The sequence below is a fragment of the Corynebacterium kefirresidentii genome, from assembly GCF_016599755.1.
In the GTDB taxonomy this organism is placed as follows: Bacteria; Actinomycetota; Actinomycetes; order Mycobacteriales; family Mycobacteriaceae; genus Corynebacterium; species Corynebacterium kefirresidentii.
Window position 1 is genome coordinate 648,855 of record NZ_CP067012.1, and the last position, 26,043, is coordinate 674,897.

The following is a 26,043-nucleotide window of genomic DNA, read 5'->3' on the forward strand; positions in this document are numbered from 1 at the left end:
AGGCCAGAGGGGCTTGGTGCTGTGGCTCGAAAAAGCGGCATTTACCCCTGATAGAAATTCGCCCGAAAGAAGGGAATTATGACTACCGCAACGCAGCCTCAACAGTTTGAAGCGTGGAAGGGATTTGAGTCCGGTCCATGGACCGAGGGCATCAACGTCCGCGACTTCATTCAGCGTAACTACACGCCGTACGACGGCGATTCCAGCTTCCTGGCGGGCCCGACCGAAAAGACCAAGCGCGTCTGGGAGACCCTGGAGAAGAACTACCTGTCCGTCGAGCGCGAAAAGCGTGTCTACGATGTTGACACCCACACCCCGACCGACATTGACGCTTTCCCGGCCGGCTACATCTCAGACGACGATGACGTCATCGTCGGTCTGCAGACCGATACCCCGCTGAAGCGCGCCATGATGCCGTTCGGTGGCTGGCGCATGGTCAAGCAGGCCATCGCCGAAGCAGGCAAGGAAGTCGACCCTGAGGTGGAGAAGATCTTCACCCGCTACCGCAAGACCCACAACGATGCGGTCTTCGATATCTACACCCCGCGCATCCGTGCTGCTCGTTCATCGCACATCATCACCGGCCTGCCGGATGCATACGGCCGTGGCCGCATTATCGGTGACTACCGCCGCGTAGCCCTTTATGGTGTGGATTACCTGATCGAGGAAAAGCAGGCTTCCCGCGATTCCGTCGCAGATGCTGGCTTCTCTGAGCACTGGGCACGCTTCCGCGAGGAGCACTCCGAGCAGATCAAGGCCCTGAAGAAGCTCAAGAAGATGGCTGAGTCCTACGGCTTCGACATCTCCAAGCCGGCTAAGACCGCTCACGAGGCAGTACAGTGGACCTACTTCGGCTACCTGGCATCCATTAAGTCCCAGGATGGCGCCGCAATGTCCATCGGCCGCCTGTCTGCCTTCTTCGATTGCTACTTCGAGCGCGACCTCGCCGCTGGCATCATCACCGAGGAAGACGCCCAGGAAATCATCGACTCCCTGGTTCTCAAGCTGCGCATCGTCCGCTTCCTGCGCACCATCGATTATGACCAGATCTTCTCCGGCGACCCGTACTGGGCAACCTGGTCTGATGCTGGCTTTGGCAACGACGGCCGCCACATGGTCACCAAGACCTCCTTCCGTCTGCTGCAGACCCTGGTTAACCTTGGCCCATCACCGGAGCCAAATATCACCATTTTCTGGGATCCGAAGCTGCCAGAAGGCTACAAGGAATTCTGTGCGCACATCTCGATCGAGACCTCGTCCATCCAGTACGAGTCTGACCGCCAGATTCGTGAGCAGTGGGGCGACGACGCCGCAATTGCCTGCTGTGTTTCCCCGATGGAAGTGGGCAAGCAGATGCAGTTCTTCGGCGCTCGTGTGAACGCCGCTAAGGCTCTGCTTTACGCCATCAACGGTGGCCGCGATGAGGTAACCGGCAAGCAGGTCGTAGAAGGCTACGAGCCCATCAAGGGCGATGGCCCGCTGGACTTCGATGAAGTTTGGCAGAAGTACGAAGAGATGCTGGACTGGGTTGTTGGCACCTATGTTGAGGCCCTCAACATCATCCACTACTCTCACGACAAGTACGCCTACGAGGCAGTCGAGATGGCGCTGCACGATTCCAATATCGTACGCTCCATGGGCTGCGGCATCGCCGGTCTGTCCATCGTCGCCGACTCCCTGGCTGCTATCAAGTACGCCAAGGTCACCCCGGTCCGTGACGAGACCGGCCTGATTACGGACTACGTCACCGAGGGCGAGTTCCCGTTCTATGGCAACGACGATGACCGCGCCGATGACATCGCCGCAACCATTGTCCACACCGTGATGGAAAAGATTAAGGCCATCCCGATGTACCGCAATGCCATCCCAACTCAGTCCGTGCTGACCATTACCTCGAACGTGGTCTACGGCAAGGCAACAGGCGCCTTCCCGTCGGGCCACAAGGCCGGCACGCCGTTCTCCCCAGGCGCTAACCCTGAAAACGGTGCCGACAGCCACGGCATGGTTGCTTCCATGCTGTCCGTTGGCAAGCTGGATTACAAGGACGCCTTGGACGGCATCTCGCTGACCAACACCATTACTCCTTCCGGATTGGGCCGCACCCCAGAAGAGCGCATCACTAACCTGGTGGGCGTTCTGGATGCCGGCTTCATCATGGAGAAGTAAAAACCACTCAACCCTCAACCATCTCGAAAAGGAGAAAATCATGGCAACCCCAACTTTCGAAGACCGTATGTCAGCAATGAAGGCAAACCGCGATGCACACCAGATGAACTCTGGTCTGTACCACGCCAACATCAACGTGCTGGACAAGTCCACCCTCGAGGACGCCGTTGAGCACCCAGAGAAGTACCCGAACCTCACCGTTCGCGTCTCTGGCTACGCTGTCAACTTTGTCAAGCTGACCAAGGAGCAGCAGCTCGACGTTATCTCCCGCACCTTCCACCAGGGTTCTTAATCATGGCTGATGGCGTTACTGGTGTTGTCACCCTCTCTCCGGAAGAAGGAGAGCGTGTCCGCGGCGTAGCTGCGGGCCTGGGAGATAATGCACAACTCGATGACATTACCCGCCCGGAGCTCATGGAGGCGCGCCGTACCGGCGATATCGCCCTCGTGCACTCTTGGGAGCTCGTGACCGCCGTCGATGGCCCGGGAACCCGCATGACGATGTTCATGTCCGGATGCCCACTGCGCTGCCAGTACTGCCATAATCCAGACACCTGGGAGATGAAGACCGGCACACTGGAGCGGGTCGAGGATGTGGTCAAGCGCATCAAGCGTTATAAGCCCATCTTCCAAGCTTCCGGTGGCGGTCTGACCATCTCCGGTGGCGAACCCCTCTTCCAGATTTCCTTCACGCGCCGCGTGCTTAAGGAAGTCCACGATGCGGGTATTCACACCACCATCGATACGGCTGGGTACTTGGGCTCGCGCTTGCGGGACGAGGACCTAGACAATATCGACCTCGTGCTTCTCGACGTCAAGTCGGGCGACGAGGAGACTTACCGCAAGGTCACCCAACGCCAGCTCCAGCCAACACTGGATTTCGGCGACAGGTTGAACAAGATAGGTAAGCCGGTATGGATCCGCTTCGTAGCGGTGCCTGACCTCACGGACTCGCCAGAGAACGTGGAAAATGTGGCCAATATCGTGGCGCGTTGGAAATCTAACGTCGAACGCGTCGAGGTCTTGCCCTTCCACAATATGGGCAAAGACAAGTGGGAAGGTCTAGATATGACCTACCAGTTGGCAGACACGAAGCCACCAAAGCCGGAGGACGTGGAGAAAATCCGCGACGTCTTCCGCTCGAAGGGCTTGGAAGTCTACTAGCCTGGGAGGGCATGACCGACTACCGCCGCTTTGGCCACACAATTAAAGAGCACCACCTAGAAGTCCCGTGGGATTATTCCAATCCCCACGGGACTTTTGGGCTTTATGCCCGCGAAATCATCCCGCCCGGCGGAGAGGGCCTGCCCGCGTTGCTTTACCTCCAGGGCGGGCCTGGTTTCCCAGCACCCCGGCCGCTGACACCCACGGGGCTTATTGGCAAGGCACTGGAGCGGTACCGCGTGATCCTCATGGACCAGCGCGGCACCGGCCGATCGCACCGCATCGATGCACTGAGCCCGGCCGCGGAGCGCACCGCAGCGCACTTGGCGTTGCTGCGCCAAGATAATATCGTCCGCGACGCCGAACGTTTGCGCGAACACCTCGGCCTGGAGAAGTGGTCGCTATTCGGCCAATCCTTCGGCGGCTTTTGCATTACCGCCTACCTGTCCCAGGCCCCCGAACACGTCGAGCATGCATTTTTCACCGGTGGCATCCCCACGCTGAAGGGTGCAGACGATCTATACCGCGCCACTTTTAGCAAGCTCAAGGCTCGCCAGCAGCGTTTCTACCGCGAATTCCCGTGGGCCCAGGACAGCATTGAGGAGATCATCTCCCACTTGGACAATTCGGATGAGCGCCTTCCCACCGGAGAGCGTCTGTCCTCGCTGCGGTTTCGCACCATCGGTATTGAGCTCGGCCGCGGCACCGGTTTTGATTCGCTGGCTTATCTGCTGGAAGAGCCTTTCCGCACCGTGGCAGGGGAGAAGCGGCTGCGCGGCGATTTCTTGGTGGACGTCGGCCAGCGCGTGAGCTTTGCAGACGGCCCGCTGTATGCCGCTATCCATGAGTCAATCTATGGCGGCGCCGGTGGGCAGGCCGTTACTCATTGGGCGGCGCATCGTGTGCGCGAGGAATTCCCGGAGTTTGCGGAGTCCGGCACGTGGTTGACTGGCGAGCATATCTTTCCCTGGCAGTTCGACGAGGACCCTGCTCTGCACGCGTTTGCCGACGCCGCCCACGGCCTCGCCCGCCACGAATTCTCCCCGCCCTATGCGCTCGGTGAGGTGCCGACCACGGCCGCGGCCATATATGTCGATGATATTTTCGTTCCGCTCGAAGAATCCTTGGCTACCGCCGCCCACCTGGGGGACCTGCGGCCGTGGATTAGCAACGAGTTCCAGCACAACGGCATTCGCGAAGACGGTGCGACCATCCTGGGCAGGCTTTTTGCGCTTATCGACGATCACTAGCGTTTCGCTATTTCCTATGCGAAAATATTGGTGATTGTCACGACATTTAGGGAGATATTTTGATCGCCACCATAGTTATAGTCCTCATCCTGTTGCTTATCTTGGGAACCCTCTTTGATGGCTATTTCATCGTTCGCACTCGCGAAGCTGCCATCTTGGAGCGCTTGGGTAAATTCCAAAAGGTGGCGCATGCTGGCCTGCACTTCAAGATGCCGTGGGTAGACCGCGTACGCGATAAAATTTCGCTGCAGGTGCGCCAGCTGGATGTGATGGTGGAGACCAAGACCAAGGACAATGTCTTCGTCCAGATCCCTGTGGCCGTGCAATACGAGGTAGTTGAAGGCCGAGAGCGCGAGGCATATTACATGCTCTCCAACCACGAACAGCAGATTGTGGCCTACGTGCAGGATAATGTTCGTTCCTCCGTGGCGAATATGGACTTGGATGATTCCTTCTCCTCCAAGGACACCATTGCTCGCAATGTTGCGGCTTCCCTGCGCGATAATATGGCCGAGTACGGCTGGAACTTTGTCAACACCCTGGTTACCGATATCCGCCCCGATTCCCGCGTACGCGAGTCCATGAACTCCATTAACGCGGCGCAGCGTGAGCGCGAAGCGGCCGTCGCCCAAGCAGAGGCCGAGAAGATCCGCGTGGTCAAAGAGGCCGAGGGTGCCGCCGAAGCAAAGAAGCTGCAGGGACGCGGCGTTGCGGACCAGCGCAAGGAAATCGTCGAGGGCATTGCCCAGCAATACGAAATGCTTCGCGACGCCGGCGTGGAAGAATCCCCCGAGGCGCTCATGCTGGTCTCTCAATACCTTGACGCGATGGTCGATGTCTCCCACAACGGCCAGGCCTCTGTGCTGTACATGCCCTCCAACCCGCAGGGCATGGGTGACCTCTTTAGCGGCATGCGCGACGTGCTCATGGCCAACCGCGCCCTCGACTCCGCCGAGGGGGCGCCTCAGCACCGCCGCCCGCAGCCGCACAAGCCATCCCGCGCCGAGGAAATCGAGCGCGAGTCCAAGCGTCAGGCAGAGCGTGCCAAGCGCGAAGCCATCGCTGCCTCCCAGCGTGCTGAGCAGGAGCGCTCCGAGCAAAATCGCGGTGAGCAACAGGCGCAGCAGGGCCAGCACTCCACCGCGCAGCCCCAGGCTGCCCGCGAGTACTTCCAGCAGCTGCGCGACCAACTCAAAAACGAGGACTAGCCCTGAGCATCGATAACCTCTTTGACGCCTATACCGCCCAGCGCGGTATTACCCGCCGCGCAGAAGTTGTACCCGACCACGAGTGTCAGATTTTCCCCGCCGAGACCAGGGCTGCCTCACAAGTCGATGCCTTAAACGCTGCCCGAAGCCTCGTTCACGACGCCCTTTCTGCCGACCAAGAGCATGAGTCCCAGCGCGACGGGGACAATTCCGACAACAAGTAGGTAGGTCCGCTCCGCACCCGCCGAGGAAGGGTCATACAGCGTCGACAGCGTTCCCGCTAGCGAGGTTCCAATGGCCATGGTGAGGAAATACAGCGCGGAAAAGCGCGTCGCGTACGCTCGCGGCGCGTGCGCGGCCGATGCCGCCATACCCACCGGCCCGATAAATAGCTCGCCGAGCGACATCAACAAGATGGTCACGGCCAACACCACAAATGGCGTTGAATTTTCTCCGCCCCCGACGAACGGCAACAGCACAAACATTCCGGAACCTGCCACCATGATGCCTACGGCCATCAGCACACGCCGCGAGCATGCCCACCGAGACATGCTCGCCGCCAGCGGTAGGGACAATGCCAGGATGAACAGTGGATTGAGCGATTGCGTCCATGCCGCCGGAATCTCAAACCCGCCGACCATGCGGTCTACACGTTGATCCGAGTACACGGCTAGCACCCCGTAAATCTGCGGCTGGAGAGTCCAGTAGGCCGTCGAGCAGAAAAAGAGCGGGATATACGCCAGAACCTGCTTCCGCTCCGGCACGCTGACCCGCGGGGATCGCAGCATGCTGGCGAAGAGGGTGAGGGCGGCCGCGAACGTCGCAAAGAGCAAAAGCATAGCCAGCTTGTCTGGTGGAACCGTCACCGCGACCGCGACGCTGCCCACTACAGCCACCACAGCTACCGCCGCGGCCTTGCCTGGCGCGGCAGTAGGGTTGGGAGGCCGGGTGTCGAACTCCGTGACTACCCGCTGGCGCAATAACCCGTAGAAGACACACCCGCAGCACATGAGGCCTGCGGCTGCGAGGAAACCGGCATGGTAGCCGTGCTTTTGTGCCAGCCAGCCCGTGAGCATCGGTCCGAGTAAAGCGCCAATATTTATCCCCAGGTAAAAGATTTGAAAAGCCCCATCCCGTGCGCCGGCTGTGGGAGGAAAAGCCGCGCCCAGAATGGTAATTGCCGCCGTTTTAAGCAGCCCTGAACCCAGCGCAAGCGGCAACAGTCCGGCCACGAGGCCCGCCATACCAGGCACGAAGGACAGCGAAAGGTGCCCGCACATGAGCAGACTCGCGCCGGCAAGCAACGTGCGTTCGGCACCTAGGAGCCGGTCGCTGACCCACCCGCCCACGAACGTGCACAGGTAGAGCAGACTGCCGTAGGCACCGACGAGCGCCGTGGCCTGCGCCTGGTCCATGCCGAGTCCGCCGGAGGTGGAATAGAGGTAGTAGGCGAGGATGGCCTGCATGCCGTAGAAGCTAAAGCGCTCCCACATTTCAATTCCGGCGATAGCCGGCAAAGCCACCGGTAAACGCCGAATTGAACGATGTTTAATAATTGTCATAAAAGCACTATAACGGCCGAAAGTCTGTGATAAACCTAAAATCATGGATATTTCAGCGGAGGACATTGCCGCTCTCGACGCACGCCACATTTGGCATCCCTACGCCGAGCCAGGCGAGCCCACGCTTGTGGTGGACTCGGCCGCCGGCGTTTATTTAACACTCGCAGATGGCACCACGCTTATCGACGCCATGTCTTCCTGGTGGGCCGCCGCCCACGGCCACAGTCACCCACGGCTCAAGGCGGCAGCGAACGAACAAATCGAGAGGATGAGCCACGTCATGTTCGGCGGACTCACCCACGAACCGGCTACGCGGCTTACTCGTAACCTCATGGAATTAACGCGTGGTGATTTTGAGCAGGTCTTTTATTCCGATTCCGGATCTGTATCGGTCGAAGTAGCCATCAAAATGGCACTGCAGTATGCCCGTGGCGCAGGGCACCCAGAGCGCACCAAGATGTTGACGTGGAGGTCGGGGTATCATGGCGATACCTTCGCGGCGATGAGTGTGTGCGATCCCGAAGGCGGCATGCACTCGATGTGGACCGGTACCTTAGCTCAGCAGATTTTCGCCCCGGCGCCGCCCACTCGCGGGGCTAGCCCGGCCGAGCGCGCGAACTATCTGCGCGAGCTGGAAGCGTGCATCACGGAAGAAGTTGCGGGGCTAATTATTGAACCTGTAGTCCAAGGTGCGGGTGGCATGCGCTTTCACGACCACGAGCTGGTCCGCGGGGCCCGAGAAATCTGCGACCGCCACGGTATCGTGCTGATCGCGGACGAAATCGCCACCGGGTTCGGGCGAACCGGCGAACTTTTTGCCACCCAAGCCGCTGGCGTTGTGCCAGATATCATGTGCGTTGGCAAGGCGATGACCGGCGGTTTTATGACCATGGCTGCCACGCTCGCCACCGCGAAGGTGGCCGTGGGGATGCGTCCGCGCGCGCTAATGCACGGACCAACATTTATGGCTAATCCACTCGCTTGTGCCGTTTCGGCCGAGGCAACTGCGCTCATTTTGGAGGGCAATTGGCGCGAGCAGGTAGCCGGCATCGAAAAGCAGCTGCAACGAGGGTTTGAGGGCCTGTCCGAGGAACCTGGGGTAGCCGACGTGCGCGTACTTGGCGCCATAGGTGTGGTGGAAATGGAATGCGATGTAAATATGTCCGCAGCGACGGCCGCAGCCGTAGCCCAAGGTGTGTGGTTACGTCCGTTCGGCCGGTTGATTTATATCATGCCGCCGTTTATCAGCACCGCAGATGAAATAGCGCAAATGTGCCGCGGCGTGCGCGCTGCGGTGGCAGGAGGACGACAGTGATAATTTACGTGACGGGGACGAATACTGACGTCGGTAAGACTGTGGCCACGGCCGCGCTCGCCAGCGCGTTCAAGCAACGCGGCCGCGAGGTCATCTACGCCAAACCGCTGCAGACGGGAGAGCCGGAGGGGAAGGGGGATGCGGCGACCGTCGGCAAGCTGGCGGGGGTGGAGGTAGCAGAGATGGTGCGCTTTCCGGAGCCACTGGCGCCGAATCTTTCTGCGCGCCGGGCCGGCATGCCCCAACCCGGCCTGCAGGAACTTAAAGAGTGGATTGCCGCCCTTGACGCACCCGGCCGTGTGGTGCTGGTGGAAGGCGCCGGCGGGCTCCTCGTGCGTTTAACGGACGCCTATACGCTTGCCGACGTCGCCGAAAAGCTCCTCATCGTCACCTCCCTTAACCTAGGAAGCCTCAACGCGGCCGAGCTGACCGTGCGCGAGGCACAACGCCGTGGAATTGAGGTGCTCGGGCTAGTTGGCGGCTCGCTGCCGGCCGATCCGGACTTGGCTACGCGCCTGAACCTGGAGGAGATGCCGGAGGTGACAGGCTGTACGTTGTGGGGCAGCCTGCCGGAGGGCATGGCGCGCATGGCACCGGCCGAATTCGCGCGGGTAGCCGCGGAAGTCTACGCGGACTTTGTCGAGCACGCCGAGTAGCGCTACCTCGCAGAGGCAGCGCTAGCGGACCCAACGAACCTTGCCATTGACTCGGGCAAGGCGTCCACGCAGCGGCGGGGCATTCGGATCATCTTGGTTGACCCCGTTGTGATACGGGCAGCACACGGTGAGGTTGTCCATATTGGTCAGTCCTCCGTGCTTCCAAGCCTTCAGGTGATGGATCTGGGCCTTGTCCGCCGGGTGGTTGCACGGCGGCCACGGGCAGGTAGGGTTTTCGGCCGCGGCCATCTGCCGCTGTTTCTCGGTGGCGTAGCGCGAGGTGCGATACAGGTTGACGGGGCCTTTAACGGGATGGATAAGGGTGGCTAGTCCGTGCTCGGTGAAAGTACGCTCGACCAACTCGGCACCGGTAATGGTGGCGCCATTAGTCAGCCGCAGGGTGACTTCTTCACCGTCGCCGTCCAAGATGCGGTCCAGCGCGTTGAGCGGGATGATGACGTTGGTTGTGGTGCGCGCGGAAGGGGCGCCCGAGCCGCGAAGGAGATCGCGCAGGGAATCGAGTGGGCGCGCGGGGTCGAGCGCGGCGTCAAACTCCGCGAGGAAGGCAGAGGGGGCGGTAATCCGCATGGTCCAGGGGCCATTCGGGCGGCGAAGGAGCTGCACCCCTTCGCGGGGCGGCGAGCGGCGCGGGCGGAGGTCGCGGAGGCGTTGCTTGGCGCGGCGGGCGATTTCAGAGGCGGGGCCTCGCAGGCGGCACAGCTCTACCCGCAAGTTCCACGCATCGCGCTGTGTGCGCACGCGGGAGACATATTTTTCAATCAGCTTGAGCGTTATGAGGTCATGGTGGCGAGCGGCCGTGGTGGCGTGGCGTTGCTTCCGGCTGAAGCGCGTTGGGCCGAAATAAACCGCGGCAAGCGCGCGGACGTCGCGGGCTTCTACATCGGGTAGACCCAGCTCGATGAGGGCGCGCTCAGACATGCCGCGGGCCTCGGCGAGGATATCCATCGCCGAGGCTATGTGGGAGGCATAAGCCTTCAGTGCGCTCATGGCCGCAACTCTAAACAGGACTGGCAGTAGAGCTGAGTCGTAGACGGCCGCAGCTGTGGATAGCTTGTTTAAGTGTCAACTGCCTGCGGTGGGCGGAAGTGGCACAAAGGCGCGAAACGAGCGCGCTTTAGATCGCTACCACCGTGCTAGAAAGGCCCCCGGATCGCGCGCAGTTGCGCAATTGCACCGTACGGCCAGGCTGTGGATAAGGAGACCGGCCCGGTCAATGCGTTCGTCACTGCGCTGGACGACGCCGCGCTAGCTTAGGCCCTTCATCACGCGGGCGACGTGGCCGGTGGCCTTGACATTGTAGTGCGTCTGGCCGATGGTGCCGTCCGGCTCGACCAAGAAGGTGGAGCGGATGACGCCCTGGACGACCTTGCCGTAATTCTTCTTCTCGCCAAAGGCACCGTAGGCGGTCATAACGGACTTATCCGGATCCGACAGGAGCGGGAAGTTCAGCTCATGGTCCGCGCGGAATTTTGCCAGCGCCTCTGGCTTATCGGGCGAGATGCCTACGACGGCAATATTGAGATCATTGAGCTGCTCCAAGGAATCACGGAAATCGCAGGCCTCCTTGGTGCAGCCCGGGGTATTGGCGCGGGGGTAGAAATAGACGAGTACGCGTTGGCCTGCGTAATCGGCGAGGGAAACGGTGTTTCCGGCGTCGTCGGCGAGCGCAAAGGCAGGGGCGGTATCTCCAACGTTCAATCGGTTTTCAGTCATGGTTCCCACCATACTTACCGGCCGGGCTGCACGCTTTTGCACCGGCGGGGTAGAATGATCCCGTTAAGAGCGAACCTAAGTTAAGAGGAGAACTTCGTGGCACGCAATATTGAAGACATTCAACGCGATATCGAGCGCACTCGCCGCCAGCTGGCCGGCACCCTGGACGAGCTTGCGCAGCGCAGCAAGCCGCAGAACTTTGCCAACGAGGCCAAGACCGCGGCTACCGATAAGCTGCAGGACCGCAACGTGCAGATGGCCCTTGGCGGCGTCGGCGCCGCTGTGGTTGGACTAATTGCTTTCTCAGTCTTCCGTTCTCGCCGCCGCAAGAGCGACTTGAAGGAGCTGCAGCGCCTGCTGTCCGAGCGCCACTAACTACTAATTAAGGAAGTCCCCGCACACCGCGGGGACTTTTTTCGTAGGCTGGGTTGGGATGAAGACACCAATCCCTTTTTATTTGCAGGAAATCCTCAATAAGGTGCGCGATAATCGCGACGGCACCGTGGCGGATTATATTCCGGAGTTGGCTAAGGCGCAGCCCGAGTACCTCGGCGCCGCGATGTGCACCACCACCGGCCACGTATATTCCGCGGGCGATGATGAGGTGGAATTTACCCTGCAATCCCTGTCTAAACCGTTTGTTTACGCACTGGCGCTGCAGGAGCTCGGCCTTTCCGCGGTGCGCGAGATAGTGGGCATGGAGCCTTCGGGGGAGGCTTTCAATGAGCTTTCGCTCAACCGTGATGACCACCGGCCGGTCAACCCCATGATCAATGCGGGCGCGATTGCGGTCACGCAGTTGATTAATGGCGTGGATTCGGAGCCGGCCGCGCGCGTGGAGCGACTGCGCACCTATTTCTCCCGGTTGGCAGGCCGCGACTTGCTTATCGACGACGCCATGCGCTCCTCCGAGCTCGATGTCAGCGAACGCAACCTTTCGCTAGCGCACATGCTGCGCAATTACGACATCATCCAGGACGAAGCGCACGATGCGGTCTCGACGTATATCGAGCAGTGCTCGATTGTGGTGACGGTGCGGGACTTGGCAGTGATGTCGGCAACCTTGGCCAATGGTGGGGTGCAGCCGGTAACGGGAGACAAGATTTTGGATGCGGACGTGTGCCGATTGACGCTGTCGGTGATGAGCTCGGCCGGCATGTACGACGGCGCCGGCCGGTGGATGGCCGAGGTGGGAATCCCGGCGAAGTCGGGTGTTTCAGGTGGCCTCTTGGGTACTCTGCCTGGCCAGCTGGGTGTGGCGACGTTCTCGCCGCGGCTGAACAAGGAGGGCAACTCGGTGCGCGGGGTGGATGCGTTTAAGTTGTTGTCGAAGGATATGGGCCTGCACCTAATGTCTACGGATGAGCGCTATGGCGTGAACCCAGTGCGCAAGGTGGAGCAGGATGCCGAGCTGACCGTCATCTATCTGCAGGGCCTGATTAACTTCAACGCGGCCGAGACCATCTTGTACGAGCTGATGGAGTCGGATTTTGGCGAAGGCACGGTGGTGCTCGAGCTATCGCATATCACCGGTACGAACCGCATGGGCCGGCGCATGCTGAAAGAGGGGCTGCGCCGAATTCGCGAGTCCGGCTTCGATATTGCGATTGTGGATCCGGATGGAGAGTTGGAAAACCGCACCATGGCGGACGGAACTGAGGTGCCCAAGGGAGAGCCGGAAGACTACACGATCAACGGCGAACCCGTTTAGGTTTGGGTTACCTTACTTAGTCAGGTTAGGATGTCCTATGTAAGGCCCATCGCGGCTGCTGCGAGGGCATCCAACAACCAAGGACTAAAAATGGCTCATACCCCCTTCAAGGTGATGGCGGTTGTGGCGGCATCGGCAACCGCACTCGTCGGCTGTGGCGCAGCTGAGGAAGTAACTGGCGGCTCCAGTGGCGATGCCGAGTTCTCCTTCACCGATATCACCGGCCGTGACGTGGAACTGGATAACGCTCCCGATCGCGTGATTTTGGGGGAGGGCCGATCGATTTTTGCCACCGGTGTACTCGACCCCGATAATCCACTGGACAAGGTCGTTGGCATCGGTACGGATCTCAAGCAGAACGTGCCGGATTACTACGCGGCGCTGGAAAAAGAACTGCCGTCCGTAAACGAGGTTCCAGAGATCGGCGGCTTTGCCAAGGGCGATGTCACCGTAGAAAAACTCGTGAGCCTAGACCCGGACCTCATTGTGCTCTCGCTGGATCAATACGATGCCTCCCGCGAAGCTGGCCTGACCGACAAGATGGACCAGGCTGGTTTGAAGTATGCGGTCACCGACTTCCGCCGCGACCCGCTGGAGAATACGCCTAAGACTATGGACATCTTCGGCGAGATCTTCGGCCAAGAGGAGCGCGCTGAGGAATTCAACGCGGACTGGCAAGAGACGGTGGATCTGGTTGAAGACCGCGCAGAGAAGGTAAAAGATAAACCAAAGACCTTCGTTTGGAGAGCAGCAGGTGTCTCCGATTGCTGCGGTTCGTGGAACGATTCCAATATCTCCCAGCTGGTCAACGCGGCCGGCGGCGAGAATATCGGCGATAAAGTCATTCCGGGCGAGTCCGGCACAATCACCCCGGAAAAGGTCCTGGAATCTGACCCGGATATGATCATCGCCACCGGTGGTGATTGGTCCGAGATGAAGGACGATGAAGGCCACCCTGTCGGATACGCTGCAGTGGGCTACGGCATTGATGAAAAGGAAGCCAAGGGCAGCATCGCGAAGCTGCCGGAGAAGCAGGCTGGCTTCGATAAGCTGCGTGCGGTTAAGCAGCACCACCTGCACAGCATGTGGCACCAGTTCTATGATTCGCCGTTTAACTACCTGGCACTGCTGCAGGTGGCGGAGTGGATCGACCCGGAGGCGTATGCCGATATGGACGTCGCCAAGCAGTGGATGGATGCGCAAGAAAAGTACTCGCCGGTCTCCGGCGAGGGAACCTTCTTTAGCACCAACTAATGCAGGGCGCAGAGGTAGCCGCCCTCGCGCGGCAACATAAGAAGTTAACCTGGCAACGCATCGGCATCGTTGCGGGCCTGACGCTGATTGCGGCCGTGGCCTTTATTATCAGCAACTTTGTGGGCGCGATTGATATCAGCCCGGCCGAGGTCATGAAGGGCATCGTGAATCCCGCGGGGCTGGATGACCAGACGCGCACGGTGCTGTGGCAGCTGCGCCTGCCCATGGCCGTGATGGCCGTGCTCATCGGCATGGCCCTGTCTTTGGCTGGCGCGGAGATGCAGACCATCCTTAATAACCCGCTAGCCGAGCCGTTCACGCTGGGCATTTCGGCGGCCGCCGCGTTTGGCGGCGCCAGCTCCATCGTGCTCAAATGGCAGCTGATTGCGCAGCCGCAGTTCAATCTCGCGTTGGTGGCGTGGCTTTCGGCCGCGGTAGCCACCGCGATCATCGTGATTGCGGCTGTTATTCGCGGCGCTAAAGCGGAAACTATGGTGCTGCTGGGCATCGGCTTGGTGTTCTTCTTCCAAGCCATGCTGGCGCTTATCCAATACCGGTCTTCGGCCGAGGCGCTGCAGCAGATTGTCTATTGGTCCATGGGTTCTCTGACTCGCGCCAACTGGGCGGCCAATGGCGTGCTGGCGGCCGTGCTCATTATCGCCCTGCCTATCCTGTGGGTGCTGGGCTGGCGCCTGACGGCCTTGCGGCTTGGCGACGCCCGCGCTACCGCCATGGGCATCAATACCTCCCGTCTGCGCGTTGTAGTGCTCATCGTGGTTTCGCTCGTTGCGGCGACCACCGTGGCCTTCGCAGGCATCATCGGCTTCATTGGCTTGGTGGGCCCGCACATCGCCCGCATGCTGGTAGGCGAGGACCAGCGTTACTTCCTGCCGGCCTCCATGGCGGCGGGTGCAGCCGTGATGTGTGCAGCGCATGCGGTGAGCCTGATGATTAAACCAGGCTTGGCTATTCCTATTGGCATCGTTACTTCGCTGCTGGGCGTGCCATTCTTCATTGCTATCGTCATGACCCGAAGGAGGGCCCTGTGGACGTAGAACTGACTATTTCCGGCCTGAGTGCGGCCTATGGCAAGCATCGCGTGCTGGAGTCCGTGGATGTGGAAAAGCTCCACGGCGGGCAGCTAGTTGGCCTTTTGGGGCCGAATGCCTCTGGCAAGACAACGCTTATTAAGTCCCTAGCCGGCGTGCACCGCGGCTGTGACGGCGAGGTGGATTTCCGCGTCGATGGCACGGCCCCGCGCGGCAAGCGACGCCGCCAGCTTATCGGCTACGTGCCGCAGGACCTTACGAGCACGGCCGCGCTGCGGGCCTTTGAAGCCGTGCTGATTTCCGCGCGCCGGGAGGCCTGCGAAGACCCGATTACACGCACGGGTGAGGTACTGCACTCCTTGGGGCTGGACGCGATTGCTTCGCGCTACCTCAATGAGCTCTCTGGTGGCCAGCGTCAGCTTGTGGCGGTGGCACAGATGCTGGTGGGAAATCCAGGCCTCATGCTTCTCGACGAACCCACGTCCGCCCTCGACCTCCATCACCAGATCTTTGTCTTGGATGAGGTCCGTGCCAAAGCACAGCGCGATGGCAGCCTGGGCCTTGTGGCCATCCATGACATCAACCTGGCCGCGCGCATGTGTGACCAGCTGGTGGTGCTTAAAAAGGGTCATATTCGTGCTCAAGGTAGCCCTGCGGACGTTCTCACGGGGGAGCTCGTGGAAGGCGTGTATGGGGTAGAGGCGGACGTCGTCCAGCATGGCGGCGCTCCACTCATTGCCCCGTTGCGGGTGAGATAGCACAAGGCCGGGTAATCGCCCGGCCTATTTTTATTAGTTTTAGTGGTGAGCCATCAGGCATCTGGTTTCTTGGCGCCGTGAGCACATAAGTCATGTGCGGCGCGGTGACAAGGACTGGCTCATAAAAAGAAAAATCTCGAGGTGCCGTTCTAAGAACAACGCCTCGAGATTCGTATTGTGCGCCATCAGGGAATCGAACCCCGAACCCACTGATTAAGAGTCAGTTGCTCTGCCAATTGAGCTAATGGCGCATTGTTGACTTCCTGCCGTGTGGCTCTCTGTGCAACGAGTAGATACTCTAGCAGCCATTCTTTAAAAGTGTAAAATCGCCTGGTCAAAGCGGTTTTTAAAGGGTGTATAACAAATTGGTTAATGCCTGAAGTGGCTTCTGGTAATTGGCGGAGGGAGACGCTAATCTATGTTGGTCTTTGAAAGCAGCAATTACGTGTCTAAGGGCAACTCAGTGAAAAATTCCCTCCCTATCGCGCGCCGTCTCGTAGCGGCCGTGGGCGTTGCGTGCATTTCCCTAGCCGCCGCCTCCTGCTCCTCTGATTCCTCAGCCGAGAATCAGGCTGCCGACCAAGAATCCACCGCCGCCGCACATGCGGATGGAGACAAGGACGGCGGCAAAGAGTCCGACAAAAAGAAAGACGGCCTTGTAGCCTCCGTAAAGGACGGGGCGACGGATGTAGATCCGTCCAAGCCTGTCACCGTGGAGACCACGGGCAAGCTCAAGAGCGTCACCATGACCAATGAAATGGGCGTGGAAGTTAAAGAAAAGCTCTCTAAAGACGCCAAGACGTGGTCTACTGCGGAGGACTTGGGCTATAACCACACTTATTCCATCGTGGCCTCCGATGTAGATGGCAACAAGAAGAGCCTCAGTTTTTCCACCCCGCAAGCAGCGGGTGTTGCCGAAGTCTCGCTTTCCCCTATCCCGGATTCTGAAGTCGGCGTCGGTCAGGTTATTGGGGTGAATTTCGGTGTGCCAATTACGGACCGGAAGGCGGCTGAAAAGACCATTACTGTGAGCACTAACCCCAAGGTGGAAGGCGCTTTCCACTGGGTCAATAACCAGGAGGTGCGCTGGCGTCCGAAGGATTACTGGGAGCCGGGCACTAAGGTTGAAGTAAAGGTGGACCAGTATGGCAAGGACCTAGGTGGGGGAATCTATGGCGGTGAAAACGCCAAGACGAATTTCACCATCGGTGACCGCACGGTGGCCATTATTGATAACGCCACCAAGACGATGAAGGTCTTTAAGAATAAGAAGTTCTTGCGTGCCATCCCGGTCTCGCTGGGCCGCGATTATCAGTACGATACGCCCAATGGCCGCTACGTTATCGGCGATGAGCACCCGCAGCTAGTCATGGACTCGGAGACCTTTGGCCTAGCCCATGACGCGGGCGGCTACCGCACGACCGTGGACTGGGCTACGCAAATGTCTTATTCCGGCATCTATGTCCACTCCGCTCCGTGGTCCGTGTGGGCGCAGGGCAATACCAATACGTCCCACGGTTGCGTCAACGTGACGCCGGAGGCTGCGCAGTGGTTCCAGGAGACGATGAAGCGTGGCGACGTGGTGCGGGTATTCAACACCTACGGCGAGACGCTTAATGCGTTGGACGGTCTCGGTGACTGGAATATGTCCTGGGACGAGTGGTCTAAAGGTAACACGGACGCTAATCAGTAGCGGCTAGGGGCCGCGCAAGGCACAAGCGCATGGCTACAGTGGTGGCCATGCGCTTTTCTGTTTTGGACCGCGGGGCAGCCGGCCCACTGGATCAGGTGGCCGAACACGCCCGGCACGTAGAGAAGTTAGGGTTTCAGCGCTTTCTAGTGGCCGAACATCACGGTGTGCCGGGAATACCAGCGGGGCAGCCGGGGATGCTCGCGGCGCACGTTGCGGCACAGACGCAGCGCATTCGGGTGGGCACGGCCGGCATTATGTTGCTCAATCACCCGCCGTTTCTGGTGGCCGAGCAGATTAATCTCCTCGAGGCGCTGTATCCCGGGCGCATTGATATAGGGATTGGCTCCTCCGTCGGGTTTACCGCGCCGGTGCGAAAGGCGCTGCGCCAGGGGGAGCCGGCCGAGGTGAAGCAGCGCTTCGAGACGGAGCTAGCCACGCTCTTGCGCTACCTGCGCGGCGAAGAGGCGGTGACGGTCAGGCCTGAGTATAGGGGCACCCCGCTCTATGTTTTGGCGGGCTTTCGCTCGGCAATGGTGGCGGCAAAGTTGGGACTTGGTGTCATTCTGGGCGGTCCTGTAGCCACGCAGGAGGCCGCTGCGCGAGTGTACCGCGAACATGCGCTTGCCGACGCCCCGCCTATTATCTCTTCGCTCAATATCGCCGTTGCCGAGACGTCCGCGGCCGCCCGTGATCTCTTGTTGCCGGAAGCCTATGCGAAGGTGCGAGCGCAATCGACCGGCGAGTTCGCGACCTTGCGGCCGGCGGGCGAGCTGGACATGGATGCCCTCACGGGGCAGCAGCGACGGCGCATTGAGGAGGCGTTGGCCCATGACGTTTGGGGAACGGTGGAGGAAGTGAGGGAGGAACTAAGGGGCGTCGGCAAGCGGCTAGGCGTTAGTGAGTTTGTGGTCACCGGAGATATGCCAGATGTTGCTGGCCGGGCTCGTTCGGAGGAGCTGCTGGCGAGCATGCAGGTAGAAAACTGAAAAAGCCCGAGCGCGAGGCTCGGGCACTTGGGGTGGCTGACGGGACTCGAACCCGCGACACCCAGGATCACAACCTGGTGCTCTACCAGCTGAACTACAGCCACCATCGCTGCTTTAAAGCAACGAGATATAGGTTAACTCACGCCGCCTAAATTACAAAAACGCCTGGTAATCTGCGGTGGTTTCCGCCTTAATCTGCTCCGCCTCGGGGGAGGTAGGCCCCTCATCGGTGCGGAAGACGCTGCGGCGGTAGAAGTCTAGCTCGCGGATGGATTCGATGATGTCCTGCAGTGCGCGGTGGGCCATGCCTTTATCGGGCTGGTTGAAATAGGCGCGCGGGTGCCAGCGGCGGGCAAGCTCCTTGATGGTGGACACGTCGATCATGCGGTAGTGCAGGGCACTATCGAGCCGGGGCATATAGGTGCGGATGAAGGTGCGATCAGTGGCGATGGAATTGCCGGCCAGGGGAGCGGGGTGCTCCGGATCGCAGTACTCGTTGATGAGCGCAAGTACGGCATCTTCGGCCTCGCCGATGGAGGTGGTGGACTCGCGGATTTCTTTATCCAACCCGGAATTGGCATGCATCTCGGTGACGAAGGAATCCATCTGTGCCAGCTCCTCCTCGGTGGCGTGGACGACCAGATCGATGCCCTCTCCCAGGATGTTGAGATTGCCATCGGTGATGACGGCGGCGACCTCGACGATGACATGGCGCTCGGGGTCCAGGCCGGTCATTTCCAAATCGATCCAAACGAGGCGGTCGTGCTTTGCGGCAATGTCGGAATGTGGCATGCAGCCCATTCTACTCCCGCCTCCTTTTACCCCTAGATGGGGTACGGGCGGGGTTGTTCTGGAGGGGTGATTGCCACTGGGGAGGGCGGCCTTCCCGCGAGTGTGTTTCCATCCTGCATAAAAATAATTGGTGATTTGCCTCATATACTAGTGTGAGTTAGGGCATACTCTGGGTTATCGCTCTTCATTCGGGAGGTGCGACAGACTTAGGAGAGACCAGATGGCAAACTTCCTCGATGCCCTCAATACCGTAATTTGGTCCCCCGTCTTGGTGTTTTTATGCCTCGGCGCGGGTATTTATTTCACCGTGGTGACACGCGTTTTGCAGGTGCGCTGCATTCCGGACATGCTCAAGCAGATCGTCAACGGAGAAAAATCCGCAGACGGCGTTTCTTCCTTCCAGTCCTTGATGGTTTCGTTATCTGGCCGCGTGGGTGTGGGTAATATCGCCGGCGTGGCCACGGCCATTGCCTTCGGTGGACCTGGTGCCGTGTTCTGGATGTGGGCCGTAGCGCTACTCGGCTCGTCCACCTCGTTTATCGAATGTACGTTGGCCCAGATCTACAAGGAAAAGGACCAAGACACCGGCGAATACCGCGGAGGGCCTGCGTACTACATCGAGAAGGCCTACAAGCACACTAAAGCCGCACCCTTCATGGTGGTCTACGGAATCGTCTTTGCCGTCGCTATGATCCTGGCAACCAGCTACTTCCTTCCCGCAATTCAGGCCAACGCGGTAGCTGCTGCGGCCGATACCGCGTGGGGTGTGAACTCTACCTGGGCGGCCGTTGTCCTGGCGGGCATTTTGGCCATCATCATTATCGGTGGTGTTAAGCGTATTGCGAACTTCGCCACCATCGTCGTGCCATTTATGGCGGTTATCTACATTGTGATTTCTGTGGTGGTCATGTGCATGAACTTCTCGCAGATTCCAGAGGTCTTCGGGCTTATCTTCAAATCTGCTTTCAATATGGAAGCCGGCTTCTCCGGCATGCTCGGCGCGGCCATCATGTGGGGTGTAAAGCGCGGCATCTACTCCAATGAAGCCGGTCAAGGCACCGGTCCGCAGTCCGCTGCAGCCGCTGAGGTTTCCCACCCAGCTAAGCAGGGCTTCGTGCAGTCCTTTGCGGTCTACGTCGATACGCTCTTTGTCTGTTCGGCTACCGCGTTCATGATCATTTCTACGGATATGTACACCGTCTTCCGCGGTAGCTCCGAGGATGGTGAAGTGGTCTACCACGGTTCGCTGCCAGAAGGCGTTGAGGTGGGGCCTGGCTACGTGCAGTCCGGTCTCGATAGCGTCTTTGCAGGATGGGGACCCACCTTCATCGCGGTCTCCATTGCCTTTTTCGCCTTTACGACGGTCCTAGCGTACTACTACATGTCCGAGGTTAACCTGACCTATTTCAACCGGTGGGTACGCTCCCGCGCTGTCCGCCGTGGCCTGATTTGGGTGCTGCGCGCGCTGATTATTGTCTCCGTCATCGTCGGTGCTACCACCAGTCCGGGGGCGGCGTGGGCGCTCGGTGATATCGGCGTTGGCACGACGGCATGGCTTAATATCATTGCCATCCTCTTCCTCCAGGTTCCTGCCATCAAGGCACTCAAAGACTATGAGAAGCAGAAGAAGGCTGGCAAAGATCCGCAGTTCGACCCGGAGGCCTTGGGAATCAAGAATGCAGACTTCTGGGTAGAGCGCAAGCGAGCACGCGGCGAGGACAGCGTGCTCAAAAACAAGGATCTAGAAGACGCCGGGGCTTAGCCCATCTTGGCGTAGAAGCTGCCCACCAGCGGTGCAATTACCGGGGTGGGCAGCACTTGGCTGAGGGTATTCATAGCCTTCGACAAGGGCCCTGGCACCACGCGGCGCTGGTTGCGGCGCATCGCTGCAATTGTTTCTTGGGAGCAAGACTCATAGGTGGTCCACAAAAAATCTGGAACTACCTTGTCCACGATTGATTGGTCTTCTTCGGCGATGGTGGCCTCGCGCACGGGGCCGGGGGCAAGCAGGGTGCAAGAGACCCCGGTGCCCTTCAGCTCGTAGTGCAGGGCCTCTGTAAACGCATTAACGCCGGCCTTGGTGAAGACATAAGTGGCGTTATTGGGGATGGGGATATTGCCCGCGGCAGAGCCGACATTGCAAATGGCGCCGCTGCGGCGCGGCAGCATCCGCTCCAAGGCAGCCCGCGTAAGACGGTGGACGGCAGTGCCGTTCAGCTCAAACTGGGTTGTCTCATAGGACCAGTCCTGGTCCATGAAGGGGCCGAAGCTGGCGATGCCGGCGGAATTAACCAGGATCGACACCTCGTGGGTGGCGATGGTGTCGGTTACGCGGGCGACGTCGTCAGCCACGGCGAGATCCGCCGGTAGGGCGATGGCGTCAATATTGTGGCGCTGCTCGAGCTCCGTAGCGATGGACTCCAGTAACTCGCGGCGGCGGGCCACGAGGATGACGTTATAACCCAGGGCAGCGAAATCCTGTGCCATGGCTTTGCCAATGCCTTGGCTGGCTCCCGTGACGAGGGCATAGGAGGTGCGGGAGGGGGCGGGAAGTGACATGGTTATTCCTTTCCGGGGTGGGGCATGGTGAGACCTAGCGTAAACAAAAAGCCTTGAAGCGGCGAGAAACTCGGCGCCTCAAGGCTTCACACGGTGCCCCCAGCAGGATTCGAACCCGCGACACATGGGGTAGAAACCCACTGCTCTAATCCACTGAGCTATGGGGGCTTATGACCCACTTATAGTAGCCCACGACGGCGGGGAAACCTAAGCCAGGGTGCGCTGCGGGGCGCGCAGGATGTCCACCAAGTCTTGGGCGGCAGCGGTCAGCTCGCGATCCGTGCGGTAGGCCACGATGGCGTAGTAGTGCGGCAGCTCATCGGAAATTGGGCGGTTGATAATGCCCTGTGGCTGCACAGCAGGTGCGCAATTGGGCACGATACTTACGCCTAGGCCACTGGAGACCATGGGAATGGCGCTATTGAGGCTGGCTACCTCCTGGGTCCTTTCTGGCTTGAGGCCAGGGCGGCTATTCCACAGGTCGCTATAGAATTCTGCTAGCTCAGGAAGCTCGCGGCTGCGCGGCGGAATGAGCCAGGTTTCGCCGCGCAGGTCCGCGAGCGAGACGGGAGACTCAAGCCCTGCAAGGCGTTGGGGTAGGGCGACGGAGTAATCAAACGTGGCCACCTGGTGGATGGTGAGCTCGTGGGCGTAGCGGCGGAGGAAGGCTTTCGGGTCGGATGTCGGCAAAAGCGCTAGGTCTACCTGGCCATCCAGCAGGCGTTTGATGGCGGTGGCCGGCGCGGCGTCGTCCAGCGAGATAGTGGCAGTGGGGTAAATCCGCTTCAGTTCGGCCAGGGCGGAAGGGGTAAATTCCCAGTTCAAAATGGGGGCGGAGGCGAGGGAAACGGTGCTGGCCTTGTCGCCGGTGATTTCGCTGATATGGCGCTGGGTTTCGTTCAGTAAAGCGTCAACCTTGACGGCCGTTTCATAGACATAATCGCCGGCCTCCGTGGTGGAGACGCCGGAGCGCCCGCGCGAAAGGAGCTGGGCATTAAGTTCCTTTTCTAGCTTTCGTATGGAAAGGCTCAGGGACGGCTGGGTCATGTCGAGGGACTCGGCAGCGTGCGTGAAAGAGCCATTGTCTACAACGGCGCGAAAATAAAGAAGTTGACGGGTGTCCATAAGCTCCATCATGGCACATGTAAAGACAAAATGTGTGTTAGGTGGGGAACTAGGTTGCGCTATACAATGCGCACTATGGCAAATGAGCAGGTTAACAGTGTAAATAAGGCGGGGAAGAAACCTCGTTCTTCCTGGGGAATTTATGTCGCAGCGATGCTTATTGCCGGCTTGATCGCTGGTTTCATTTCCCTGTTTCTCCTCGCCGATTCCCTAGCGGCCCTGGGAATTCCGGACCCCGGCCGCATTACCACCTTTGGCCTGCCGCTCTTTCGCGGCTTGGCTTGGATACTCATGGCTTTGTCCATCGGCTCGTTCCTCGCCTCGTCGTTCCTCATTGCTCCGCGTGGAGACAACGCTGCGCTTATCGACGCCCCCTTGTCCGTCGATGGCCACATCGCCACGCGCACAGGTACCTGGGCTTCCTTTGGTGTGGCGGCCGTGGGGCTAGTGGAAATTCCGCTCATTATGTCCGATCTCACCGGAGCGCCATTTTTTCAGGTATTTGAACCTTCCACTATGAAGATGGCGTTGACGGAAATTTCTACCACCATTGTGTGGGGAATCTCCGTACTCATCGCCCTTGTCGTGGGCGTTCTTGGCCTGTGCGGTCGCGGCTGGTCGATGCAGCCGGTGCTGCTTTTCTTGTCCATCTTGCAGGTTGTGCCCATCGGCATGGAAGGCCATTCCGCGGCTGGTGGTGACCACGACTATGGCACCAATTCGCTCCTGTGGCACTTGGTCTTTGTCATGCTGTGGGTAGGCGGGCTCATGGCGCTAATCGCCCATGGGCGGCGCCTTGGCCCCAATCTCGCCTTTGCGGTAAAGCGTTACTCTGGCATTGCCTTCATGGCCATTGTGGTGCTGGCAGTATCGGGCTTGATCAACACCCTCATCCGCATGAATATCTCCGATTTGGTGGATTCTGCCTACGGCATCATCTTGATCACTAAGTTCGTACTCACGATTTTGCTGGGAATCTTCGGCCTTGCTCACCGCGAGCTCACCATCCCGCAGCTGGGCAAGGATCCGCGCCTTTTTATCCGTATCGCCATTGTGGAAGTAGCGGTTATGGCCGGCACCATTGGCGTGGCCATTACGCTGGGGCGCACCGTGCCCCCAGCGCCGCGCGATCCGAACCTCAACTCGATGCAGATTTTGATGGGCTATGAGCTCTTTGAAAAGCCCACGGTGCTCAATGTGTGGACCATGTTCCGCTTTGACATCATGTTCGGCACCATTGGCCTGCTCTTGGCCGCGGCGTATGGCTACTGCGTCTACCGCGTGCATAAGCGTGGCCTGACGTGGAATAAGGGACGTACTGCATGGTTTATGAGCGGCGCGTTGGGTATGACCCTCGTGATGTCTACCGGCCTGGGACTTTATATGCCAGCGATGTACTCGATGCACATGTTGGTACATATGATTTTGTCGATGGCGGTACCGCTTCTGCTCGTCCTTGGTGCGCCACTGACCCTGCTTATGGAGGCCTTTGAGCCTGGGCCAAAGGGTCAGCCGAGCCTGCATGACTATGCGCTGGCGGCCACCCAATCTAAGGTCGTCGCGTTTATTACCAATCCGTTTGTCAATCTCGTGCAGTACCTATTTTTCCTGTACGTGTTGTATTTGTTCCCGAGCCTGTATCAATTTGCCATCTCGGAACACGCAGGCCACCTCATTATGAACTTTGCGTTCATCGTTTCTGGCTGCTTCTACTTTTGGGAAATCATCGGGCCGGACCCGCTTCCCAATCGTCGATCTACCCCATTCCGCTTGGCCGTGCTATTCCTTTCCATGCCGTTCCACCTTTTTGCTGGTGTATATCTCATGCAGCTGCAAAGCGTGCTGGGTGCCGACTTCTATCAGTATTTGGACCTGCCGTGGGATCAGGATCTGCTCCAAGATCAACGCGTGGGCGGCGGCATTGCGTGGGGCTTTGGCCAGTTCCCGCTGGTCATCGTCTTTGGCAAGCTCTTCCTGGATTGGCTGGGCGATGACCGTGCTACCGCCCGCCGCCATGATATGCAGGCGGATGCGGACGATGATGCCGAATTGGAACGCTATAACGCGATGCTGCAGGATATGGGACACGGCGATGAATCGAGCTTCCGCGGGCGCTAGCCTGTGGATAACCGTTTAAAAATCTCCCCAAACTCTGTCCTTCGTTGACGGATACAACAAGTTATTCACAGGGTTGGGGTCGCCGGCATGGTGTGGCTTGTGCGCGGGCATCAGGATGTGCAAACGAGCGAGGAAAACCACACTCGCCAACCCAACTATCCAGCAAAGGATTTTCTAGCACCATGTCCCAATACCCAATTACCTTGACCGGTCGCCTTACTCGCGACCCAATCTTGACCAAAACCTCCACTGGGGCCTATAAAGCCAAGCTGCGCGTCGCCTCCTCGCGCCGGATTCCGGACCGCCAAGCCGATGCCGGTATGGACAATACGGAAGGGCACAACACCAAGGCGCCGCAGTGGCGTGACGTGGATCATCTTTATATCGACGTCGAGATGTGGAATCAATTCGCCATCAACGTGCGCAAATCCCTGGCAAAAGGCATGCCTCTAGTCATCGTGGGGTCTCTCGTTACCGAACAATGGCGTGATGACCAGGGTGCCGATCATTTCCGCACGTATATTAAGGCGCAGTACGTGGGCCTGGACTTGAACCGTCACGTTATCGGTACAAAGCGCCTCGTCCCGCAGTACAACCAGGAAAATATCGCGGTCCCAGAGCTGGGGGACAATGCTATCGAACCAGACGTGGACCACAGCCTGCCGTCGCAGCAGGCGGGGCAGGGAGACACCGCTGCCGATACCGCAGCGGACCGCTACCTTGCCGAACGAGCCGCAGCTGCACGCGGTGGGGAAGAAGATGCCTTCGACGCCGAAGTGGAAGAGGAGGCTGCCGAGGCAGAATCCGCCCCAGTGAACGCTTAAGCGTTTCCTCCCTGGCTTGATCGCCTCGGGCGTACCTGACCCGAGGCACTCGAGCGGTGGTTCTGATGTAGTGTTTGTGTAGATAAATACGTCTCCCAAATTTTTGCAAAGGGGTAAAA

The 26,043-nt window shown here is 59.4% G+C and carries 23 protein-coding genes and 3 tRNA genes; 17 read left to right on the forward strand and 9 right to left on the reverse strand.

Annotated elements, in window-relative coordinates; translation table 11 throughout:
* Window positions 1-78: 78 nt before the first annotated feature.
* Genes pflB through I6I12_RS03265 form a run of 5 tightly spaced genes read left to right on the forward strand, consistent with a single transcriptional unit; the run spans window position 79 to window position 5,788 of the window.
* Window positions 79-2,166 (forward strand): formate C-acetyltransferase, encoded by a 2,088-nt coding sequence (pflB, locus tag I6I12_RS03245; protein ID WP_023020871.1) that lies wholly within the window; start codon window positions 79-81, stop codon window positions 2,164-2,166.
* A 40-nt stretch (window positions 2,167-2,206) separates the two neighbouring features.
* The gene (gene grcA2, locus I6I12_RS12055) at window positions 2,207-2,458 is read left to right on the forward strand and encodes an autonomous glycyl radical cofactor GrcA2 (RefSeq protein ID WP_005323969.1); all 252 of its coding nucleotides are present in this window, start codon (window positions 2,207-2,209) and stop codon (window positions 2,456-2,458) included.
* Window positions 2,459-2,460: 2 nt separating this feature from the next.
* The gene (gene pflA / locus I6I12_RS03255; protein ID WP_200288696.1) at window positions 2,461-3,330 is read left to right on the forward strand and encodes a pyruvate formate-lyase-activating protein; all 870 of its coding nucleotides are present in this window, start codon (window positions 2,461-2,463) and stop codon (window positions 3,328-3,330) included.
* An 11-nt stretch (window positions 3,331-3,341) separates the two neighbouring features.
* Window positions 3,342-4,580 carry an alpha/beta fold hydrolase gene (locus I6I12_RS03260; protein ID WP_200288697.1) on the forward strand — a complete coding sequence of 413 codons (1,239 nt, stop codon included), beginning with the start codon at window positions 3,342-3,344 and terminating at the stop codon, window positions 4,578-4,580.
* 59 nt (window positions 4,581-4,639) lie between these two features.
* Window positions 4,640-5,788, forward strand: a complete 1,149-nt coding sequence (locus I6I12_RS03265) for an SPFH domain-containing protein (RefSeq protein ID WP_200288698.1) — start codon at window positions 4,640-4,642, stop codon at window positions 5,786-5,788.
* A 131-nt stretch (window positions 5,789-5,919) separates the two neighbouring features.
* On the opposite strand, the gene I6I12_RS03270 is transcribed toward I6I12_RS03265, so the two are convergent.
* Window positions 5,920-7,350: a peptide MFS transporter gene (locus I6I12_RS03270; protein ID WP_234288164.1), complete on the reverse strand. Its 1,431-nt coding sequence runs from the start codon at window positions 7,348-7,350 to the stop codon at window positions 5,920-5,922.
* Window positions 7,351-7,393: 43 nt separating this feature from the next.
* Here I6I12_RS03270 and I6I12_RS03275 point away from each other — a divergent pair, with 43 nt between their 5' ends.
* Both I6I12_RS03275 and bioD read left to right on the forward strand, forming a co-directional pair.
* Window positions 7,394-8,665 carry an adenosylmethionine--8-amino-7-oxononanoate transaminase gene (locus I6I12_RS03275; protein WP_200288700.1) on the forward strand — a complete coding sequence of 424 codons (1,272 nt, stop codon included), beginning with the start codon at window positions 7,394-7,396 and terminating at the stop codon, window positions 8,663-8,665.
* The gene (gene bioD, locus I6I12_RS03280) at window positions 8,662-9,321 is read left to right on the forward strand and encodes a dethiobiotin synthase (protein ID WP_200288701.1); all 660 of its coding nucleotides are present in this window, start codon (window positions 8,662-8,664) and stop codon (window positions 9,319-9,321) included. Before I6I12_RS03275 ends, bioD begins: the two co-directional genes overlap by 4 nt.
* 21 nt (window positions 9,322-9,342) lie before the next feature.
* Here the strand turns inward: bioD and I6I12_RS03285 are convergent, their stop codons facing one another.
* Window positions 9,343-10,329: an HNH endonuclease signature motif containing protein gene (locus I6I12_RS03285; RefSeq protein ID WP_200288702.1), complete on the reverse strand. Its 987-nt coding sequence runs from the start codon at window positions 10,327-10,329 to the stop codon at window positions 9,343-9,345.
* Window positions 10,330-10,587: 258 nt separating this feature from the next.
* The gene (gene bcp / locus I6I12_RS03290; RefSeq protein ID WP_005327287.1) at window positions 10,588-11,055 is read right to left on the reverse strand and encodes a thioredoxin-dependent thiol peroxidase; all 468 of its coding nucleotides are present in this window, start codon (window positions 11,053-11,055) and stop codon (window positions 10,588-10,590) included.
* 96 nt (window positions 11,056-11,151) lie between these two features.
* On the opposite strand from bcp, the gene I6I12_RS03295 reads away from it, so the two are divergent.
* The 5 genes from I6I12_RS03295 (at window position 11,152) to I6I12_RS03315 (ending at window position 15,827) form a co-directional block, all read left to right on the forward strand.
* Window positions 11,152-11,430 (forward strand): DUF3618 domain-containing protein, encoded by a 279-nt coding sequence (locus I6I12_RS03295; RefSeq protein ID WP_005323988.1) that lies wholly within the window; start codon window positions 11,152-11,154, stop codon window positions 11,428-11,430.
* Window positions 11,431-11,488: 58 nt separating this feature from the next.
* On the forward strand, window positions 11,489-12,766 hold the full coding sequence (locus tag I6I12_RS03300; protein ID WP_023020881.1) for a glutaminase: 1,278 nt from the start codon (window positions 11,489-11,491) through the stop codon (window positions 12,764-12,766).
* A gap of 90 nt (window positions 12,767-12,856) precedes the next feature.
* Entirely contained in the window at window positions 12,857-14,020 is a 1,164-nt protein-coding gene (locus I6I12_RS03305) for an ABC transporter substrate-binding protein (RefSeq protein ID WP_200288703.1), read from the forward strand.
* A complete protein-coding gene (locus I6I12_RS03310) occupies window positions 14,020-15,075 on the forward strand; it encodes a FecCD family ABC transporter permease (protein WP_200288704.1) in 1,056 nt (351 codons plus the stop codon). Before I6I12_RS03305 ends, I6I12_RS03310 begins: the two co-directional genes overlap by 1 nt.
* The gene (locus tag I6I12_RS03315; RefSeq protein WP_023020884.1) at window positions 15,066-15,827 is read left to right on the forward strand and encodes an ABC transporter ATP-binding protein; all 762 of its coding nucleotides are present in this window, start codon (window positions 15,066-15,068) and stop codon (window positions 15,825-15,827) included. Before I6I12_RS03310 ends, I6I12_RS03315 begins: the two co-directional genes overlap by 10 nt.
* A 178-nt stretch (window positions 15,828-16,005) precedes the next feature.
* On the opposite strand, the gene I6I12_RS03320 is transcribed toward I6I12_RS03315, so the two are convergent.
* Window positions 16,006-16,078, reverse strand: a tRNA-Lys gene (locus I6I12_RS03320).
* 170 nt (window positions 16,079-16,248) lie between these two features.
* Between I6I12_RS03320 and I6I12_RS03325 the strand changes: the two genes are divergently transcribed.
* A complete protein-coding gene (locus I6I12_RS03325) occupies window positions 16,249-17,520 on the forward strand; it encodes a L,D-transpeptidase (RefSeq protein ID WP_396335057.1) in 1,272 nt (423 codons plus the stop codon).
* Between the two features lie 29 nt (window positions 17,521-17,549).
* Window positions 17,550-18,506 (forward strand): MsnO8 family LLM class oxidoreductase, encoded by a 957-nt coding sequence (locus I6I12_RS03330; RefSeq protein WP_200288705.1) that lies wholly within the window; start codon window positions 17,550-17,552, stop codon window positions 18,504-18,506.
* A gap of 28 nt (window positions 18,507-18,534) precedes the next feature.
* Here the strand turns inward: I6I12_RS03330 and I6I12_RS03335 are convergent.
* Window positions 18,535-18,610 (reverse strand) — tRNA-His (locus tag I6I12_RS03335).
* A gap of 49 nt (window positions 18,611-18,659) precedes the next feature.
* A complete protein-coding gene (orn, locus tag I6I12_RS03340; RefSeq protein ID WP_200288706.1) occupies window positions 18,660-19,307 on the reverse strand; it encodes an oligoribonuclease in 648 nt (215 codons plus the stop codon).
* Between the two features lie 211 nt (window positions 19,308-19,518).
* Between orn and I6I12_RS03345 the strand changes: the two genes are divergently transcribed.
* Window positions 19,519-21,060, forward strand: a complete 1,542-nt coding sequence (locus I6I12_RS03345; protein WP_200288707.1) for an alanine/glycine:cation symporter family protein — start codon at window positions 19,519-19,521, stop codon at window positions 21,058-21,060.
* Here I6I12_RS03345 and cmrA read toward each other — a convergent pair.
* The 3 genes from cmrA to I6I12_RS03360 all read right to left on the reverse strand — a co-directional run bounded on the left by cmrA (window position 21,057) and on the right by I6I12_RS03360 (window position 22,994).
* Window positions 21,057-21,857 carry a mycolate reductase gene (cmrA, locus tag I6I12_RS03350; protein ID WP_200288708.1) on the reverse strand — a complete coding sequence of 267 codons (801 nt, stop codon included), beginning with the start codon at window positions 21,855-21,857 and terminating at the stop codon, window positions 21,057-21,059. The two genes, I6I12_RS03345 and cmrA, sit on opposite strands and share 4 nt — an antisense overlap.
* A 94-nt stretch (window positions 21,858-21,951) precedes the next feature.
* A tRNA-Arg gene (locus I6I12_RS03355) sits at window positions 21,952-22,025 on the reverse strand.
* 39 nt (window positions 22,026-22,064) lie between these two features.
* Entirely contained in the window at window positions 22,065-22,994 is a 930-nt protein-coding gene (locus I6I12_RS03360; RefSeq protein ID WP_084279027.1) for a LysR family transcriptional regulator, read from the reverse strand.
* A gap of 54 nt (window positions 22,995-23,048) precedes the next feature.
* Between I6I12_RS03360 and I6I12_RS03365 the strand changes: the two genes are divergently transcribed.
* Both I6I12_RS03365 and I6I12_RS03370 read left to right on the forward strand, forming a co-directional pair.
* A complete protein-coding gene (locus tag I6I12_RS03365; protein WP_200288709.1) occupies window positions 23,049-25,100 on the forward strand; it encodes a bifunctional copper resistance protein CopD/cytochrome c oxidase assembly protein in 2,052 nt (683 codons plus the stop codon).
* Between the two features lie 182 nt (window positions 25,101-25,282).
* On the forward strand, window positions 25,283-25,924 hold the full coding sequence (locus I6I12_RS03370; protein WP_023020892.1) for a single-stranded DNA-binding protein: 642 nt from the start codon (window positions 25,283-25,285) through the stop codon (window positions 25,922-25,924).
* Window positions 25,925-26,043 lie beyond the last annotated feature (119 nt).